This window comes from Streptomyces sp. NPDC005761 (assembly GCF_040630635.1).
GTDB lineage: Bacteria > Actinomycetota > Actinomycetes > Streptomycetales > Streptomycetaceae > Streptomyces.
The window spans coordinates 1-18,098 of sequence record NZ_JBEXXX010000057.1 but is presented as its reverse complement, the minus strand read 5'-3'; the positions used below and the strand labels follow the sequence as shown (position 1 = coordinate 18,098).

Below are 18,098 nucleotides of genomic sequence, written 5' to 3'. Positions count from 1 at the left end.
TCTGCCCGATCCCGGGCACAGGCCGGTGGAATGGGGACCTGGCCGAGGGACCGGCCAGGTGAGGCAGAGGGCCTGTCAGGCGCTCTCCGCCTGGAACATCCAGGCATGCTTCTCGAGGTCAGCGGTCAGCGCGATGAGAATGTCCTGGCTGACCGGGTCGGGGTCGCCCGTCACCTCGATCCGCTCACGCATCCGGCCGATCACGATGCCCAGGGCGTCCACCAGCGTCCGCACGGCGTCGACATCCTTGACCCAGCCCTCGGGCACGGAGCTGATGGCCGTGGTCTTGGCGATCGTGCCCGACCGCCCGTCCGGATTTACGCCCACCGCCGAGGCCCGCTCCGCCACCGTGTCGGAGTGCTGGCGGGCGGTGTCGACGACCTCGTCGAGCTGGAGGTGCACGGACCTGAAGCGAGGCCCGACCACGTTCCAGTGGACCTGCTTGGCCACCAGCGAGAGGTCGACAAGGTCCACCAAGGCGCCCTGCAAGGCCTCACCCACGGACTTGAGGTCGGTCTCGGACAGCGGGCTTTTCACCACAGACATGCACGTCTCCGATCTGGTATCCGTTCCGTTCAGCACCAACCACGATGGCACAAACGAAGCAAAACGGTCATTCGGGGGAAGCGTTCGAAGCGACCGTTCCCCGGTCTCATAGATCCGCCTGCCCGCAAGAAGCGCGCCAACACCTCCCCCCGACGCCGGCAGACCGCGATGAAGGCCGCTGGGCCGTCACGGCCACGCCCGCTGTCAGCTCCTGCACGCGCAGGAGCCCCGGTCCGCCCCTTGAGGGGAGGACCGGGGCTCCGGCTTCACACCGAACCGAGCAGGTCAGGCGGCGACGACATCCACCGCTTCCGCGGGCGCCTTGATCGTCACCCGCCCCGTCGGAACACCCGCCACCGACGAAACGGAGACGGAATTGAGCATGGGGCGCACCGGTACAGGTACCGGATCGCTGGCCGCTGCCGACTCGGCCAGTTCGGCCAGGGACAACTCATCGCTCACTTCACGCATGAGCTCGGACATCCGTACATCAAGCGCGTCGCAAATGGCGGAGAGCAGTTCGGAGGATGCCTCCTTCTGCCCCCGCTCCACCTCGGAGAGATAGCCGAGCGAAACTCGGGCGGACGAGGAGACTTCGCGCAGAGTACGGCCTTGGCGCTGGCGCTGCCGACGCAGCACGTCACCAAGCAGGCGACGGAGCAGAATCATCGGTGGCTCCCTCCTCGGACCGCGTAGCCGCATCCTTCACGCCCCACCGTACCGCCTAGCGCTGCGGCCGTGCGGGGAGCGATGTCGTGTTCACTCAGGGCTGCAAACATCAATTCCCCCCGTTGTGTTCCGTATCCTGTGCGCCCGCGTACCCGCCGAGTTCGCCGAAGAGCAGTTCGAGCACGCTCCGTACGCTCTCTCTACGGATGTCCGCCCGCCCTCCGTTCAACCGCAACGCGGTCACTTTCCCGGCGTCACCGGGCCCGCGGACTGCGACGAAGACCGTTCCGACCGGCTGGCCGTCCTGCGGCTCGGGGCCGGCGACGCCGGTCGTCGCCACACCCCAGTCTGCGCCGAGCGCCCGGCGCACGCCTGCCGCCATCTGGAGCGCGACCTCGGCGTCCACTGCCCCTCGTGCCGCCAGAAGCTTTGCTTCCACACCCAGGACTTCACTCTTGAGGGGGGTCGCATAAGCCGTCACCGACCCCCGGAAAGCCTGCGAGGCACCAGGGACGGACGTCAACTCCGCCGCGACCAGGCCTCCGGTCAGCGACTCGGCGACGGCAAGGGTCTCCCCCCGCCCGACGAGCAACCGCAGTACCCGGGCCGCGGCTGTCACCGCTCGGCCTCCGCGGCACCGCGGTTCCCGGAGACCCGCTCCGCGCCACTGGGGCCCTCACAGACCGCCTCGGCAGCTTCGGCGCCGCGGGAGGCCCGCCCCTCGTCCTTGGCGCTCTCCAGAGCCGCCTCGGCGTTCTCAGCGGCCTTCCGGGCCACCGCGTCCTTGTCCGCCTTGAGCCCGTGGCGGCGCAGCACGACGGCCTGGCGCACGTAGTCCAGGCCGGTGACGACCGTCAGTACGACGGCCACCGCCATCACCCAGAAGCGCAGCGTGGCCAGTGGGCCGGTCAGCGCCAGGACGTACATCCCGACGGCGGTCCCCTGCGCCAGCGTCTTCATCTTCCCGCCGCGGCTGGCCGGAATCACTCCGTGCCGGATCACCCAGAACCGCATCAGCGTGATGCCGAGTTCACGGAAGAGGATCACGCCCGTGACCCACCAGGGCAGGTCACCGAGATAGGACAGGCAGATCAACGCAGCGCCCATGATCGCCTTGTCGGCGATCGGGTCGGCAATCTTCCCGAAGTCGGTGACCAGGTTGTACTTGCGCGCCAGATGCCCGTCGAACACGTCGGTGATCATCGCGATGGCGAACGCGGCCCATGCGATGGAACGCCAGGCCGGGTCGTATCCACCGTCGTGGAGCAGCAGCGCGACGAACCCGGGAACCAGCACCAGCCGCGCCATGGTGAGGAGATTGGCGATGTTCCACAGGCTGGCCTGATTGACGGCCGCAGCACCCAGTTTTCCGCCGCGGACCGGCGTCGCGCCGGAACCGCCTGCCGCGGATGCCGGGACTCCGGTCATCTGGCTACCTCCGCAAGCTCACAACACTCCGCCACCAGGTCCACGCCTTCGGTGCCCACGACCTTTGCCTCGACCATACGGCCCGGGACAAGTCCTTCGCGTGCGGTGAAGAGCACCTGGCCGTCCGTTTCGGGGGCCTGGTGGGCGGCTCTGCCCACGGCGCGCGACTCGTCCTCGGTGGGCTCGACCGACTCGACCAGCACCTGGAGCGACTCACCGACCCGCTCCTCGGCCCGCTGCGAGGTCAGCTCCTCGGCGAGTTGCGAGATGTGCGCCAGCCGCTCGGCGATCGTGTCGGCGTCCAGCTTGTTCTCGTAGCCGACCGCCTCCGTGCCGTCCTCGTCGGAATAGCCGAAGACGCCGATGGCGTCGAGACGCGCGCCCGTGAGGAACCGTTCCAGCTCCGCCAGGTCCGCCTCGGTCTCGCCGGGGAAGCCCACGATGAAGTTGGAGCGCGCGCCGGCCTGCGGTGCCTTGCTCCGGATGGTGTGCAGAAGCTCAAGGAAGCTGTCGGTGTCACCGAAGCGCCGCATCGCGCGCAGCACCCCGGGGGCCGAGTGCTGGAACGACAGGTCGAAGTAGGGCGCGACCTTCGGCGTCGAGGTCAGCACGTCGATCAGACCGGGCCGCATCTCTGCCGGCTGCAGATAGCTGACCCGGATGCGCTCGATCCCTTCGACGTCCGCGAGCTCCGGGAGCAGGGTCTCCAGGAGGCGGATGTCGCCGAGGTCCTTGCCGTACGAGGTGTTGTTCTCGGAGACGAGCATGACCTCCTTCACGCCCTGCTCCGCCAGCCAGCGCGTCTCGCCCAGGACGTCCGAGGGACGCCGCGAGATGAACGAACCGCGGAAGGAGGGGATGGCGCAGAAGGAGCAGCGGCGGTCGCAGCCCGACGCCAGCTTCACGGAAGCGACGGGGCTGGTGCCCAGCCGGCGGCGCAGGGGTGCCCGCGGACCGGATACCGGCGCGACTCCGTCCGGAAGATCGGCGGGGGGCGGCGTGGTCTCCTGGGCATGACCGGGCAGGGCCACGGCCGCGTCCTGGCGCTCGGCGGGGCTGATGGGAAGCAGCTTGCGGCGGTCGCGCGGGGTGTGGGAGGCGTGGATGCCGCCGTTGAGAATGGTCTGGAGGCGGTCGGAGATGTCTGCGTAGTCATCGAATCCGAGGACTCCGTCCGCCTCCGGCAGGGCCTCGGCGAGGTCCTTGCCGTAGCGCTCGGCCATACAGCCGACGGCGACGACGGCCTGGGTCCGGCCGTGGTCCTTCAGATCATTGGCTTCGAGCAGGGCATCGACGGAGTCCTTCTTGGCGGCCTCGACGAATCCACAGGTGTTGACCACGGCGACATCGGCATCGGAGGCATCCTCGACGAGCTCCCAGCCGTCCGCTGCCAAGCGGCCTGCGAGCTCCTCCGAGTCCACCTCGTTACGGGCGCAGCCAAGAGTGACAAGGGCGACGGTACGGCGTTCGGGCATGGGCTCAAGACTACTTTGTCCCGGCACTGGCCCCGCCGCGCAGGGTTCGACCGTCACAGGGAGTGACAAAAGGGGCGAGCGCCCGGCCTGATGGCCGGACGCTCGCCGCGATCCTTGTGTTCCCGGGTGGCCGGTCAGCCGACCTCGGGGTCGCCCTTGGTGTAGGAGAGCCGCTCGACCTGTCCGGGCTGGAACTGGTCCTCGACCTTCTTGCCGTTGACGAACAGCTCGATCGAACCGGCGTCACCGAGGACGAGGTCGACCCGCTCCTTGTCCTGGAAGGTCTTCGTCTCGCCCTGCTGGAGGGTTCCGTCGAAGAGGGACCGGCCGTTGTGGTCCTTGGCGGAGATCCAGCTCTTGCCCTGGCTCGCGCTGAGCTTGACCGTCACCTTGTCCTGGGGCGCCGCCGCGATGGCGCTGTCCGAGGGGGCCGGTTTGGGGTCGACGGGCTTGCTGGATGCCGGCTTGGGGGTGATCTTGTCGGACGTCGGGCCCTCGGCGACCCGGCCGGCGGTCGAGGGTTCGTCACCGCCCTTGAAGAAGGTGAAGCCGACGAAGCCGATCACTGCGACGATGGCCGCGACCATGGCCGCGGTCCAGTTGGGCCGACGGGGTTCGGAACGGATCCGCTCGGCCTCGAACAGCGGGGCCGCCGGCGTGGGCGCGGGACGGCCGCCGTGCTCGGCGTCGTACTGCGAGACCAGCGGTTCCGGATCGGTGCCTACGGCACGTGCGAGCGTTCGGATATGGCCGCGGGCGTACACGTCGCCGCCGCAGCGGGAGAAGTCGTCCTCTTCGATCGCGTGCACGATGGGGATGCGCACCCGGGTGGACGTGCTGACCTCTTCGACCGTGAGACCTGCGGCGATACGAGCCTGCTGAAGCACTCGACCGATCGAAGGACGGTCGTCTTCGGGGGAGTTGCCGATGGACACGGGGGCGCCTTTCGAGCGTGAGCCACCTGCTGGGTGTTCAGTCTAGGGGGGTTACGAAAGAGTGGGGCAACCGGGAGGGAGGACTTTGTACGCCATCAGATTCGAACAGAGTCGGATTCGCCGGACCGCCCAGGGAAGGAACATGCTGTCCCTCCCTTCAACTTGACGTACGGCCCGGCGAAACGGTTGCCCGCAAAACACTTACGAACCGGTTTCCCCACGGATCAGTGCCAACACACCGTCGAGTTCGTCCGGTTTCACCATGACGTCGCGCGCCTTGGAGCCCTCGCTGGGGCCGACGATGTTCCGCGACTCCATCAGGTCCATCAGCCGGCCCGCCTTCGCGAACCCCACCCGCAGCTTGCGCTGGAGCATCGAGGTGGACCCGAACTGGGTGGAGACGACCAGCTCAGCGGCCTGGCAGAGCAGGTCCAGGTCGTCGCCGATGTCCTCGTCGATCTCCTTCTTCTGCTTCGTCCCGACCACGACGTCGTCGCGGAAGACGGGGGCCATCTGATCCTTGCAGTGCTGCACGACCGCCGCGACCTCGTCCTCGGTGACGAAGGCACCCTGCATACGGGTCGGCTTGTTCGCCCCCATCGGCAGGAACAGCCCGTCGCCCTTGCCGATGAGCTTCTCGGCTCCCGGCTGGTCCAGGATCACGCGGCTGTCGGCCAGCGACGAGGTCGCGAAGGCGAGCCGGGAGGGCACGTTCGCCTTGATCAGGCCGGTCACGACGTCCACCGAGGGGCGCTGGGTGGCCAGCACCAGATGGATTCCCGCAGCACGGGCCAGTTGGGTGATGCGGACGATCGAGTCCTCGACGTCGCGGGGGGCCACCATCATGAGGTCGGCCAGCTCGTCGACGATCACCAGCAGGTACGGATACGGCGACAGCTCCCGCTCACTGCCCTCCGGCGTCTTGAGCTTGCCGGTGCGCACCGCGTGGTTGAAGTCGTCGATGTGCCGGTAGCCGAAGGCGGCGAGGTCGTCGTAGCGCAGGTCCATCTCGCGCACGACCCACTGGAGCGCCTCGGCCGCCTTCTTGGGGTTGGTGATGATCGGCGTGATCAGGTGCGGGATGCCCTCGTACGCGGTCAGCTCGACGCGCTTGGGGTCGACCAGCACCATGCGGACGTCCTCCGGCGTCGCCCGCACCATCACCGAGGTGATCAGACAGTTGATGCAGGAGGACTTGCCGGAACCGGTGGCACCGGCCACCAGGACGTGGGGCATCTTCGCGAGATTGGCCATCTCGTAGCCGCCCTCGACGTTCTTGCCGAGCGCGACCAGCATCGGATGGTCGTCCTCGGCCGCGTCCGCGAGCCGCAGCACGTCGCCGAGGTTGACCATCTCCCGGTCGGAGTTGGGAATCTCGATGCCGACGGCGGACTTCCCCGGGATCGGCGAGATGATGCGCACGTCGGGGCTGGCGACGGCGTACGCGATGTTCTTCGCGAGCGCCGTGATCCGCTCCACCTTCACGGCCGGCCCGAGCTCGACCTCGTACCGCGTCACCGTGGGACCGCGGGTGAAGCCGGTGACCGCGGCGTCCACCTTGAACTCGGTGAAGACGTTGGTCAGGGACGCGACGATCGCGTCGTTGGCGGCGCTGCGGGTCTTGCCCGGGCCACCACGCTCCAGCAGGTCGAGCGAGGGCAAGGAGTAGGTGATGTCACCGGCGAGCTGGAGCTGCTCGGCGCGGGGCGGCAGCGGCTGCGACTGCGACCGGTCGGGGGCCGGCTTGGTCAGATCGGGTACGCCCCCGGAGGAGGGTGCGGGAGCCCTCTCCCCCGGCCTGCGGGCCCCTTCCGCCTCCCTGGCGCCGGGCACCGGAGTGCCCGCGCGCTCCCGGTCCACCGAGACGCCCTGGGTGAGGTCGGCGACCACCGGCGAGGGCGGCATGCCGTTGAGGACGGCCCCGTCGAGCGCGGCAGCCGCGGCGGCGGCGACGTCCACGGCGTCCATGGACCGGTTCATCGCCGGCTGCACGGAGGGCCTGCGCGGCCTGCGGCGCTTGGAGAGCGCGTCGGTCTCCGCCCGGTCGGGGTCGTAGTCCTCGGGCGCCTCGGAGCGGCGCCGCGAACGGGCCGGCAGCGACTCGCGCCACTGCTCGTCGTACCGCTCGTCGTCGTCCTCGTCCAGCGCCTCCGGGTCGTACACCGGGTCGATGATTCCCAGCCTGGAGCCGAGCAGCCGCAGCCGCTGCGGGATCGCGTTCACCGGCGTCGCCGTCACGACCAGCAGCCCGAAAACGGTCAGGAGCAGGAGCAGCGGTACGGCGAGCACTTCGCCCATCGTGAAGATCAGCGGCTTGGAGGCGGCCCAGCCGATGAGGCCGCCCGCGTCCTGCATGGCCTCGGTGCCGTCCTCGCGCCCCGGTGATCCGCAGGCGATGTGGACCTGTCCGAGCACCCCGATGACCAGGGCGGAGAGCCCGATGACGATACGGCCGTTGGCCTCGGGCTTCTCCGGATACAGGATGAGCCGTACGGCGACGGCGCCCAGCAGTATCGGGACGAGGAGGTCGAGCCGGCCGAAGGCTCCGGTGACGAGCATCTCGACGAGATCGCCGACCGGCCCGCGCAGATTCGACCAGGTGCCCGCAGCGACGATCAGCGCGAGGCCGAGCAGCAGCAGCGCGACGCCGTCCTTGCGGTGAGCGGGGTCGAGGCCCCTGGCGCCGCGCCCTATTCCGCGGAACATCGCGCCGACGGCGTGGGCCGCTCCGAGCCAGACCGCGCGCACCAGGCGGTACACACCGCCGGTGGGCGACGGCGCCGGTTTGGGCGGTGCGGCCTTCTTGGCCACCGCCTTCTTCGCAGGTGCCTTCCTGACGGGTGCGGTCTTCTTCGCCGCGGTCTGCTTGGCGGGCGCGGCTTTCTTCGCCGGGCCCGGAGCACGGCCGACGCGCTTCGCGGTGCCCGCGGCGCCCTGGGAACCCTTGCCGGACGTACGTGAGGCCATGGGGCCGAGGTTACCGGTGTCTGCTGCAGTGAACACGTGCGCGTGCCGGTTCACCCGACCGTGTCGCCGTACGGCGGCCGCAAACTGACGCGACCTCACCGGATTCGGACTTGGAATACCGGCGCCGACCGAGAAGGCCCGAGCCGGGATTCACCGCCGAACGGCGCCGCACCCCCCGGCCACTTGCCGCCTCCCGGCCCGAAGAAACCTGACGGGCGGGGGCGGTGCGGCCGGCAGCCGCGTCACGAGGAGAGGCTCGCGGGCCCGCCGGCGGTACCGGGCTCCAGCGCGTCCAACGCCCGGCGCAGCCCGGTCAGCTTCCGTTCGAGATGAGCGGCCGTGGCCACGGCCCCGGCGTCCGCCGACTCGTCGTCGAGCTGCTTGGACAGGGCCTCGGCCTGCTCCTCGACGGCCGCGAGCCGTGCGGAGAGTTCGGCCAGCAGTCCGGCGGGCTCCTTCTCGTGGTTGGCGGACGCGTGCCCGCCACCCTCCAGCTGGAGCCGCAGCAGCGCCGCCTGCTCACGCAACTGGCAGTTCTTCATGTACAGCTCGACGAAGACCGAGACCTTGGCGCGCAGCACCCAGGGGTCGAACGGCTTCGAGATGTAGTCCACCGCGCCGGCCGCATAGCCGCGGAATGTGTGATGCGGACCGTGGTTGATCGCGGTGAGAAAGATGATCGGGATGTCCCGGGTCCGCTCCCGCCGCTTGATGTGCGCCGCGGTTTCGAAACCGTCCATGCCCGGCATCTGGACGTCCAGCAGAATCACCGCGAAGTCGTCCGTGAGCAGCGCTTTGAGCGCTTCCTCCCCTGACGATGCCCGTACCAGTGTCTGATCGAGCGCAGAGAGGATGGCCTCCAGCGCCAGCAGATTCTCCGGCCGGTCATCGACCAGGAGGATCTTGGCCTTCTGAACCATGGCCCGTCCTCCTCGCCCCGGAATTGCACCGGGCGCCGCCCCAGGGGACGGCTCCCTTACGCCGTCCGTCCTTGTGCCGGTCATGGTAGCCGCACCCCGTCCGTCACCACACCCTGTCACCGCGATGTCACTGTGCACACAGGAAAAACGCGGTGGGAGCCCAGAAGGTTCCCCGGAAACCGCGCTCCCACACTCCTTCCGACACCACCAATCAACAAATCACGATCGATTCGCTCAATTGGCGATCACTCTCCGCGCATCCACTGCTCCATAACCGTAAGAAGGTGATCAGGATCGACCGGCTTGGTGACGTAGTCGGACGCGCCTGACTCGATCGCCTTCTCGCGGTCGCCCTTCATCGCCTTCGCCGTCAGCGCGATGATCGGCAGACCGGCGAACTGCGGCATCCTGCGGATCGCCGAGGTCGTCGCGTAGCCGTCCATCTCCGGCATCATGATGTCCATCAGCACGACCGTCACATCGTCGTGCTGCTCCAGGACTTCGATCCCCTCGCGCCCGTTCTCCGCGTACAGCACCGACAGACCGTGCTGCTCCAGCACGCTGGTGAGCGCGAAGACGTTGCGGATGTCGTCGTCGACGATCAGCACCTTCTCACCGCCGAACCGGAACGTCCTGCGGGCCGGGGGCTCCTCCTGGCCACCGAGCGCCCACGGCTCCTGCGGGGCGGGCCGATCGGCCGAGGGAGCGGTTCGGGGTGGCAGCGCGGGCTGCTGTCGCGCACCGCCCAGCGCCTTGCGCCGCCGCCTCAACAGCCCTGCCGCGCCGCCCTGGTCGTGAGCGTGCCCGGGCGTCCCGGAGGCCTCCCCGAAGGTCTGGAAGCCCGTTCCGGGGCCCTGTCCCGCCTCGGGCAGCCGGCCGCTCTCGACCCCCGCACCGTGCACCTCGATGGGGCCGGGTCCGATCTGCGGGTAGCCCTGGGGCGGGAGTTCGCTCGGGTGCAGGGGCAGGTACAGCGTGAACGTCGAGCCGCGGCCGGGCTCGCTCGCCGCATGGATCTCGCCACCCAGCAGCCGTGCGATCTCCCGGCTGATGGAGAGGCCGAGGCCGGTGCCACCGTACTTGCGGCTGGTCGTCCCGTCCGCCTGCTTGAACGCCTCGAAGATCACCAGCATCTTGCTGGACGCGATCCCGATACCGGTGTCCGTCACCGAGAAGGCGATCAGATCGGCGTCGGTGTCCCGCAGCGAACCGGCTTCCAGCAGCTGCTCACGGATGGCGTTCGGCACCTCGGCACCTGCGTGCCGGATGACCAGCTCGACGGCGCCGCTGTCGGTGAACTTCACCGCGTTGGAGAGCAGATTCCGCAGTACCTGGAGCAGTCGCTGTTCGTCGGTGTGCAGCGTGGCCGGGAGTTCGGGCGAGACCCGTACGGAGAAATCAAGCCCCTTTTCCGCGGTGAGCGGCCGGAACGTCGCCTCCACGTAGTCGACCAGCTGAACCAGTGCGATCCGGGTCGGGCTGACGTCCATCTTGCCCGCCTCGACCTTCGACAGATCGAGGATGTCGTTGATCAGCTGGAGCAGATCGGAACCGGCCCCGTGGATCGTCTCGGCGAATTCCACCTGCTTCGGCGACAGATTGCCCTCGGCGTTGTCCGCCAGAAGTTTGGCCAGAATCAGCAGGGAGTTGAGCGGTGTCCGCAACTCGTGCGACATGTTCGCCAGGAACTCCGACTTGTAGCGCATGGAGACGGCGAGCTGTTCGGCGCGCTCCTCCAGGACCTGACGCGCCTCCTCGATCTCGGTGTTCTTGACCTCGATGTCGCGGTTCTGCTGGGCCAGCAGCTCGGCCTTCTCCTCCAGCTCGGCGTTGGACGCCTGGAGTGCCTTCTGCCGGTTCTCCAACTCCTGCGACCGGTCGCGCAATTGCTCGGTGAGCTCCTGCGACTGCTCCAGCAGCTTCTCGGTCGTGGTGTTGACGCTGATCGTGTTGACGCTGGTGGCGATCATCTCGGCGAGCTGGTTGAGGAAGTCCCGCTGGATGTGGGTGAACGGCTGGAACGAGGCCAGTTCGATCACCCCGAGGACCTTCCCCTCGAAGAGCACCGGCAGCACGATGACGTGCGCGGGCGGCGCCTCGCCGAGGCCCGAGGAGATCTTCAGATACCCCGGTGGCACGTTGTCCACCTGGATCGTCCGCTTCTCCTCGGCCGCCGTGCCGATGAGCGTCTCCCCGGGGCGGAAGGACGTCGGCATGGAGCCCGCGGAATAGCCGTAGCTGCCCCGCATACGGAGCTCGTACGCGCCCTCCCTGTCGCCCTCCGCACCCAGCGTGTCGACGTCCCCGGTCGCCATCGCGAGGAAGAACGCTCCGTGCTGTGCGGAGACGACCGGCGTCAGCTCGCTCATGATCAGGGAGGCCACGTCGTCCAGGTCACGCCGCCCCTGCATCAGGCCGGAGATCCGGGCGAGGTTGCCCTTGAGCCAGTCCTGCTCCTTGTTGGTGGCGGTGGTGTCACGCAGGTTGGCGATCATCGTGTTGATGTTGTCCTGCAGGGCCTGGATCTCGCCCGCGGCATCCACATCGATCTTGAGGTTGAGATCGCCGCGGGTCACGGCGGTGGCGACGGCCGCGATGGCACGCACCTGGCGGGTCAGGTTCCCGGCCATCTCGTTCACGGACTCGGTGAGGTCGCGCCAGGTGCCGTCGACGTCCCTGACGCGGGCCTGACCGCCCAGCATCCCCTCGGTGCCCACCTCGCGCGCCACCCGGGTCACCTGGTCGGCGAAGGACGACAGCTGATCGACCATCGTGTTGATGGTGTTCTTCAGCTCCAGGATCTCGCCCCGGGCATCGATGTCGATCTTCTTGGTGAGATCGCCCTTGGCGATGGCGGTGGTGACGGTGGCGATCTGGCGCACCTGACCGGTCAGGTTGGACGCCATCGAGTTCACCGACTCGGTCAGGTCCTTCCACGTACCGGAGACCCCGGGGACACGCGCCTGGCCGCCCAGCTCGCCCTCCGTGCCCACCTCGCGGGCGACTCGCGTCACCTCGTCGGCGAACGAGGACAGGGTCGTCACCATCGTGTTGACGGTGTCGGCCAGTTCGGCGACCTCGCCGCGCGCCTCGACGGTGACCTTCTTCGTCAGATCGCCGTTGGCGACCGCGGAGGAGACCCGGGAGATGTTGCGCACCTGACTGGTCAGGTTGTTGGCCATCAGGTTGACGTTCTCGCTGAGGTCCTTCCAGATTCCCGTGGCACCGCGCACCCGGGCCTGACCGCCGAGGATGCCCTCGGTGCCCACCTCGCGGGCCACCCGCGTCACCTCGTCGCCGAAGTTCATCAGCTGGTCGACCATCGTGTTGACGGTCGTCACCAGTTCGAGGATCTCGCCCTTGGCGTCGACGGTGATCTTCTTGGAGAGATCGCCGTTGGCGACCGCGGTGGTGACCTCGGCGATGTTGCGCACCTGAAGCGTCAGATTGTTCGCCATGCCGTTGACGGACTGGGTGAGGTCCTTCCACGTACCGGAGACCCCCTGCACCTCGGCCTGGCCGCCGAGAATGCCCTCCGTGCCCACCTCGCGGGCGACCCGCGTCACCTGCTCGGCGAAGTTCGAGAGCTGGTCGACCATCGTGTTGAGGGTGTTCTTCAGCTCCAGGATCTCGCCGCGGGCGTCCACGTCGATCTTCTGCGACAGGTCACCCCGCGCCACCGCCGTGGCGACCTGGGCGATGTTACGGACCTGGGCGGTGAGGTTCCCGGCCATGCCGTTCACCGAATCGGTCAGATCGCGCCACACACCGGCCACGCCGGGCACCTGCGCCTGACCGCCGAGACGCCCGTCCGTGCCCACCTCACGGGCCACCCGGGTCACCTGCTCGGCGAACGCGGACAGCTGGTCGACCATCGTGTTGATGGTGTTCTTCAGCTCCAGGATCTCGCCGCGCGCGTCCACGTCGATCTTCTGCGACAGGTCACCCCGCGCCACCGCCGTGGTCACCTGGGCGATCTGCCGCACCTGGGAGGTCAGGTTCCCCGCCATGAAGTTGACGGAGTCGGTGAGCTCCTTCCACGTGCCGGAGACGCCGTCGACGCGTGCCTGACCGCCGAGGCGGCCCTCCGTACCCACGTCACGCGCCATGCGCGTCACCTGGTCTGCGAAGGAGGACAGCTGCGCCACCATCGTGTTGACGGTGTTCTTCAGCTCCAGCATCTCGCCGGCCACATCGACGGTGACCTTCTGCGACAGGTCGCCGTTGGCCACCGCGGTGGTCACCTGCGCGATGTCGCGCACCTGGCCCGTCAGGTTCCGGAACGCCGTGTTGACCGAGTCCGTGAGGTCCTTCCACGTACCCGCCGCGCCCGGCACTTCGGCCTGGCCGCCCAGCCGGCCCTCGACGCCGACCTCCCGGGCCACCCTCGTCACTTCCGAGCCGAAGGACTGAAGCTGGTCGACCATCGTGTTGACGGTGTTCTTCAGCTCCAGCATCTCGCCGGCCACATCGACGGTGACCTTCTGCGACATGTCCCCGCTGGCCACCGCGGTGGTCACCTGCGCGATGTCGCGCACCTGGATCGTCAGATTACGGAAGACGGTGTTGACCGAGTCCGTGAGGTCCTTCCAGGTGCCCGCGGCACCCGGGACCTGCGCCTGACCGCCGAGCACACCCCCGCCGCCGACCTCGCTGGCCACGCGGGTCACCTCGTCCGCGAAGGTGCGCAGCGTCTCCGTCATCTGGTTGATCGTCTCGGCGAGCTGCGCGACCTCGCCACGCGCGCTCACCCGTACCTTCTGCGACAGGTCGCCGTTGGCGACCGCAGTGGTCACCTCCGCGATACCGCGTACCTGGGAGGTGAGGTTTCCGGCCATCGTGTTGACGGAGTCGGTGAGGTCCTTCCAGACCCCTGCCACACCGGGCACCGTTGCCTGCCCGCCCAGCTCGCCCTCGGTACCCACCTCACGGGCGACGCGGGTCACCTCGGAGGAGAACGAGGACAACTGGTCGACCATCGTGTTGACGGTGTTCTTCAGCTGAGCCATCTCGCCGGCCACATGAACGGTGACCTTCCGCGACAGATCGCCCTTGGCCACCGCCGTGGTCACGAGGGCGATGTCGCGCACCTGTGCCGTCAGCCGGTACGCCATGGTGTTCACGGAGTCCGTGAGGTCCTTCCAGGACCCGGACATACCGCGCACCTGGGCCTGGCCGCCCAGCTTGCCCTCGGTGCCCACCTCGACCGCGACCCGCGTCACCTGCTCGGTGAACGCAGACAGCTGGTCCACGAGGTTGTTAACCGTCCGGGCCACTTTCAGGAACTCTCCGCGCAGCGGCCGTACCGTCTCGTCGGCCGTGTGCGAACGCAGCTCCATCCGCTGCTCCAGATCACCGTCGGCCACCGCCGACAGCACCCGTCCGACCTCCGAGACGGGACGCGCGAGATCATCGACGAGCTCGTTGGACGCGTCGATCGCGGCAGCCCATGAGCCCTCACAGGCCCCCGTCTCCAGCCGCTCGGTGAGCTTGCCCTCCCGGCCGACCACGCGCCGCACGCGCGCGAGCTCACCCGTGAGATGGACGTTGCGATCGGCGACCTCGTTGAAGACCGCCGCGAGCTCCGCCATGACTCCGTCGCCGGAGACGGTCACACGCCTGCGGAAGTTCCCGTCACGCATGGCAACCAGACCGGACAGCAGTCTGTTGAGTGCCGCGGCGTCGACTTCGACGGTTCCATTGCGCTGCTTCTTCACGGACTGTCCGCCTTTACTGCGCGTACCTGATCCCCGCGCCGCCACGTCAGACTCCACCGTGTCCCTCCCGCAGGGGTTGACCGAATCGCTCGGGCCTTGTCCGAGAGCTTGCCCAGATCCTCTATGGCTCACCGCCACAGCCCACCGTCGACGGGTGACCATGCGGACGTCAAATCGTTGAAACGTACCAGGCCGGAACGGGTCGGGGTGCAACCTCCCATGGTTGTCCCACATCCCTCCGAGGGGAAGCCCACACTTGTCCGGTCACAGGTCCGTTCCTGCCCGTCCTTGCCCGAACCCGGCCCTCGTGTATCCGGCACCTGCGCGGAGCGTCTAGCCTGGCAGGCGAATCGAAGCGGCGAGAAACGGGCACAGGACTCGGGGAAGCGACGAGACACCATATGGGGAGTGCTGTGATCACGGCGCGCGCGGCTGCCACCTTCGACCCGGTGGGGCGCTCCGTCGCGACGGCCCGCGCCTTCGTCCGGGACACGCTCCAGGGGTGGGGGTACACCGATGTCGTCGACGACGCCGTCGTCCTCACCAGCGAGCTCGTCACGAATGCGGTGGTCCACGCGGGCACGGCGGCGGACGTGCTGTGCCTGCGTACGGAGGAAGGCGTCCGGGTCGAGGTCTCTGACCACTATCCGGAACGGGAGATCCCGCTCCAGTCCACCGGGCTGGACTTCGGCAGCCCCGACCGGGAGGGCGGCCGCGGCCTCCTCCTGTGCGCGGCGCTCGCTTCCCGATGGGGTGTCGAGTACTCCCCCACGCACAAGCATGTCTGGTTCCAGCTCGATCTCCCCGACCGCCCGGTGGGAATCCGCTCCGCGGGCCCGCTGCTCCCCGTCGGCCTGCTCCCCGTCACCGACGAACGGGTCAGGGTCGCCGTCGTCCAGATCGACAGCTCGGGCTCCGTCGCGGCCTGGAACGACGACGCCTCGTACCTGTTCGGGCACACGGCGGACCAGGTCACCGGCAAACCGTTCACCGACCTGACCGCCTGGCCGCAGACCCCGGGCACCAACACCGGCATCGCCGATGCCCTGCGCCTCTCGCGCTGGGAGGGCAGCTACGGCATCCGGGCCGCCGACGGCCGCACGATCCAGGTCTACGGCTCCCACCTGCGCGTACGGGACACCGAGGGCGAACCCTCGACGGTGTGCCTGCTGGTGCGCGACTTCGAGCGGGCCGTGCTCCAGTCGCCGGTGCGCACCCCGGTCTCCGACGCGACCACGGAGAGCCGCACGACGGACCCCTTCGAGGTCTTCATCGGCTCCCCCGCCCCCGACGACCTCGACGGGCTGCTCCAGCGCACCGTCGAGCGTGCCCGCGACATGCTCGACGCCGACGCGGCCTTCCTGCTGTTGGCGACGGACGACGAAACGGAACTGGAGGTACGGGCCACGACCGGCCTGCCCTCCGCCCGTCAGCGCTTCGCCCGCGTCCCTGTCGAAGCGGGCACGGGACGTTACGGCTCCGCGCGCATGCCCGCCGTCCACGAGGACCTGGACGCGGTACCCGGCGCAGTCCCGCTGCTCGCCGACACGGGCATGCGCTCGGTGGTCACGGTCCCGCTGAAGGTCGAGGGCCGGCTCACCGGCTCCCTGGGCGTCGCCGCCGAAGCCGCCGGCAGATATTCGAACGAGGAGGCACTGCGTCTGCAGTTCGCCGCCGACCGCATCGCCCTGGCCGTGGAGTCGGCCCGGCTGGGAGAGCTGGAACGCCTCCGCCGCGGCTCGCTCTCCTTCCTCGTCGAGGCGTCCGACCTGCTGGCCGGCACGCTCGACCGGGACCAGACGCTGGCCCTGATGGCGCAGATGACCGTCCCCACCCTCGCCACGTGGTGCGCCGTCTACACGATCGCCGACCAGTCCTCGGACCCGTACCTCTCCTACGTGCTGCACGAGGACGAGGAGCGCATCGACGGCCTCAAGGCCCTGCTCTCCAAGATCTCCCCGCCGGACCCGGTGCCGACGCCCGGTGCGCGGGTCTGGTCCGCGCCGTCCGAGGCCGCCCATGAGGCAGCCCTGCGCACCTCGATGCGCAGTATCGGCCTCGGCGACCCCGGCGGACTCGGCGCGGGTATCCGTACGACACTCGCCACCGCGGCGGCGGTGGGCGGGGAGACCGTCGTCCTCCCCCTTGTCGCCCGCAACCGGGTCATCGGCATGCTCACGCTCGGCAAGCCGTCCGACGACCACTTCCGCCAGGAGATCCTGGAACTGGCCGAGGACCTGTCCCGCCGGGCCGCCCTGGCTCTGGACAACGCCCGTCTCTATTCGGAACGCATGGCGATCAGCCAGTCCCTCCAGCGCAGCCTGCTGCCGCCTGGCCTGCCGGACGTCCCTAATGTCGAGATCGAGGTCATCTACCGGGCTGCCGGTGAGGGCAACGAGGTGGGCGGCGACTTCTACGACGTCTTCCCGATCCGTGACGGTGCCTACGGCTTCGCGATCGGCGATGTCTGCGGCACGGGCCCGGAGGCCGCGGCCGTGACGGGCCTGGCCCGGCACGCACTGCGCCTGCTCGCCCGGGAGGGCTTCGGCGGCCCCGCCGTCCTGGAGCGGCTCAACGCCGCGATCCTCGACGAGGGGGCCCGCAGTCGCTTCCTCACCCTTCTGTACGGGGAGTTGTGGCCTCAGGAGGACGGCAGCGCCCTACTGAAGGTGGTCTGCGCCGGTCACCCGCTGCCGCTGCGCCTGCGCCAGGACGGCTCGGTCGAGGCAGCGGCGGAGCCCCAGCCCCTGCTGGGCGTCATCGAAGACCTGGAGCTCTACGAGCAGACGGTGACCCTGGACCCGGGCGACGTCCTGCTGTGCGTCACCGACGGCGTCACCGAACGCCGGGAGGGCACCCGCATGCTCGGTGACGACGGGCTGGCGGACGTACTCACCAACTGCACGGGCCTGACGGCGGGTGCGGTGGCGTCACGCATCCTGCGGGCCGTGGAACGCTTCGCCGCCGAACCGGCCTCGGACGACATGGCCATCCTCGCGATGCGCGTCCCCGAACCACAGGCCGCCATATAGCCCTGCCGGTCCCGGCACGGCCAGGAACTACCTCGTATACGCGAAAGGCCCCCGCCACTTGGCGGGGGCCTTTCGTCTGTACGAGCCCCAATGCGGAATCGAACCGCAGACCTTCTCCTTACCATGGAGACGCTCTACCGACTGAGCTATTGGGGCCTTGCTGCCCTGCGGCAACGAGCTAAAGCATACCCCGAACCAGGGGGTGTGCAAAACCGCCTGTCGAACCGTCACGACCCCGCCCACCAGCGGCGTTCCGAGGCCGCACCCAGCCCTCGGACGAACCACGGGCTCCCCCGCGACGGTGCGCCGGCGAACTGGTCCGGAACGCAGAAAAGCCCCGCGCCACAAGGGCACGGGGCTTTCTACAATGATTGTTCGGCGGCGTCCTACTCTCCCACAGGGTCCCCCC

The 18,098-nt window shown here is 68.9% G+C and carries 10 protein-coding genes and 1 tRNA gene; 1 reads left to right on the top strand and 10 read right to left on the bottom strand.

Features of this window, described 5'->3' with window-relative positions; genetic code table 11:
- Positions 1 to 75: 75 nt before the first annotated feature.
- From ABZ434_RS33060 to ABZ434_RS33020, 9 genes are all read right to left on the bottom strand, one after another.
- A complete protein-coding gene (locus tag ABZ434_RS33060; protein ID WP_359144741.1) occupies positions 76 to 546 on the bottom strand; it encodes a DNA starvation/stationary phase protection protein in 471 nt (156 codons plus the stop codon).
- A gap of 285 nt (positions 547 to 831) precedes the next feature.
- Positions 832 to 1,215, bottom strand: a complete 384-nt coding sequence (locus ABZ434_RS33055; protein WP_069169097.1) for a helix-turn-helix transcriptional regulator — start codon at positions 1,213 to 1,215, stop codon at positions 832 to 834.
- Positions 1,216 to 1,324: 109 nt separating this feature from the next.
- Complete coding sequence (locus ABZ434_RS33050) at positions 1,325 to 1,834, bottom strand: nicotinamide-nucleotide amidohydrolase family protein (RefSeq protein WP_359144737.1); 510 nt, start codon at positions 1,832 to 1,834, stop codon at positions 1,325 to 1,327.
- Positions 1,831 to 2,643: a CDP-diacylglycerol--glycerol-3-phosphate 3-phosphatidyltransferase gene (pgsA, locus tag ABZ434_RS33045; protein WP_359144734.1), complete on the bottom strand. Its 813-nt coding sequence runs from the start codon at positions 2,641 to 2,643 to the stop codon at positions 1,831 to 1,833. Before pgsA ends, ABZ434_RS33050 begins: the two co-directional genes overlap by 4 nt.
- The gene (gene rimO / locus ABZ434_RS33040; RefSeq protein WP_359144731.1) at positions 2,640 to 4,118 is read right to left on the bottom strand and encodes a 30S ribosomal protein S12 methylthiotransferase RimO; all 1,479 of its coding nucleotides are present in this window, start codon (positions 4,116 to 4,118) and stop codon (positions 2,640 to 2,642) included. Before rimO ends, pgsA begins: the two co-directional genes overlap by 4 nt.
- Positions 4,119 to 4,252: 134 nt before the next feature.
- Entirely contained in the window at positions 4,253 to 5,053 is an 801-nt protein-coding gene (locus ABZ434_RS33035; protein WP_359144729.1) for a helix-turn-helix domain-containing protein, read from the bottom strand.
- A 201-nt stretch (positions 5,054 to 5,254) separates the two neighbouring features.
- Positions 5,255 to 8,020, bottom strand: a complete 2,766-nt coding sequence (locus tag ABZ434_RS33030) for a DNA translocase FtsK (protein WP_359144726.1) — start codon at positions 8,018 to 8,020, stop codon at positions 5,255 to 5,257.
- A 242-nt stretch (positions 8,021 to 8,262) separates the two neighbouring features.
- A complete protein-coding gene (locus tag ABZ434_RS33025) occupies positions 8,263 to 8,940 on the bottom strand; it encodes a response regulator (protein WP_359144723.1) in 678 nt (225 codons plus the stop codon).
- A 245-nt stretch (positions 8,941 to 9,185) separates the two neighbouring features.
- A complete protein-coding gene (locus ABZ434_RS33020) occupies positions 9,186 to 14,657 on the bottom strand; it encodes a HAMP domain-containing protein (RefSeq protein ID WP_359144720.1) in 5,472 nt (1,823 codons plus the stop codon).
- Between the two features lie 413 nt (positions 14,658 to 15,070).
- On the opposite strand from ABZ434_RS33020, the gene ABZ434_RS33015 reads away from it, so the two are divergent.
- On the top strand, positions 15,071 to 17,689 hold the full coding sequence (locus tag ABZ434_RS33015; RefSeq protein WP_359144717.1) for a SpoIIE family protein phosphatase: 2,619 nt from the start codon (positions 15,071 to 15,073) through the stop codon (positions 17,687 to 17,689).
- Positions 17,690 to 17,772: 83 nt separating this feature from the next.
- On the opposite strand, the gene ABZ434_RS33010 is transcribed toward ABZ434_RS33015, so the two are convergent.
- Positions 17,773 to 17,845 (bottom strand) — tRNA-Thr (locus ABZ434_RS33010).
- Between the last annotated feature and the right edge of the window lie 253 nt (positions 17,846 to 18,098).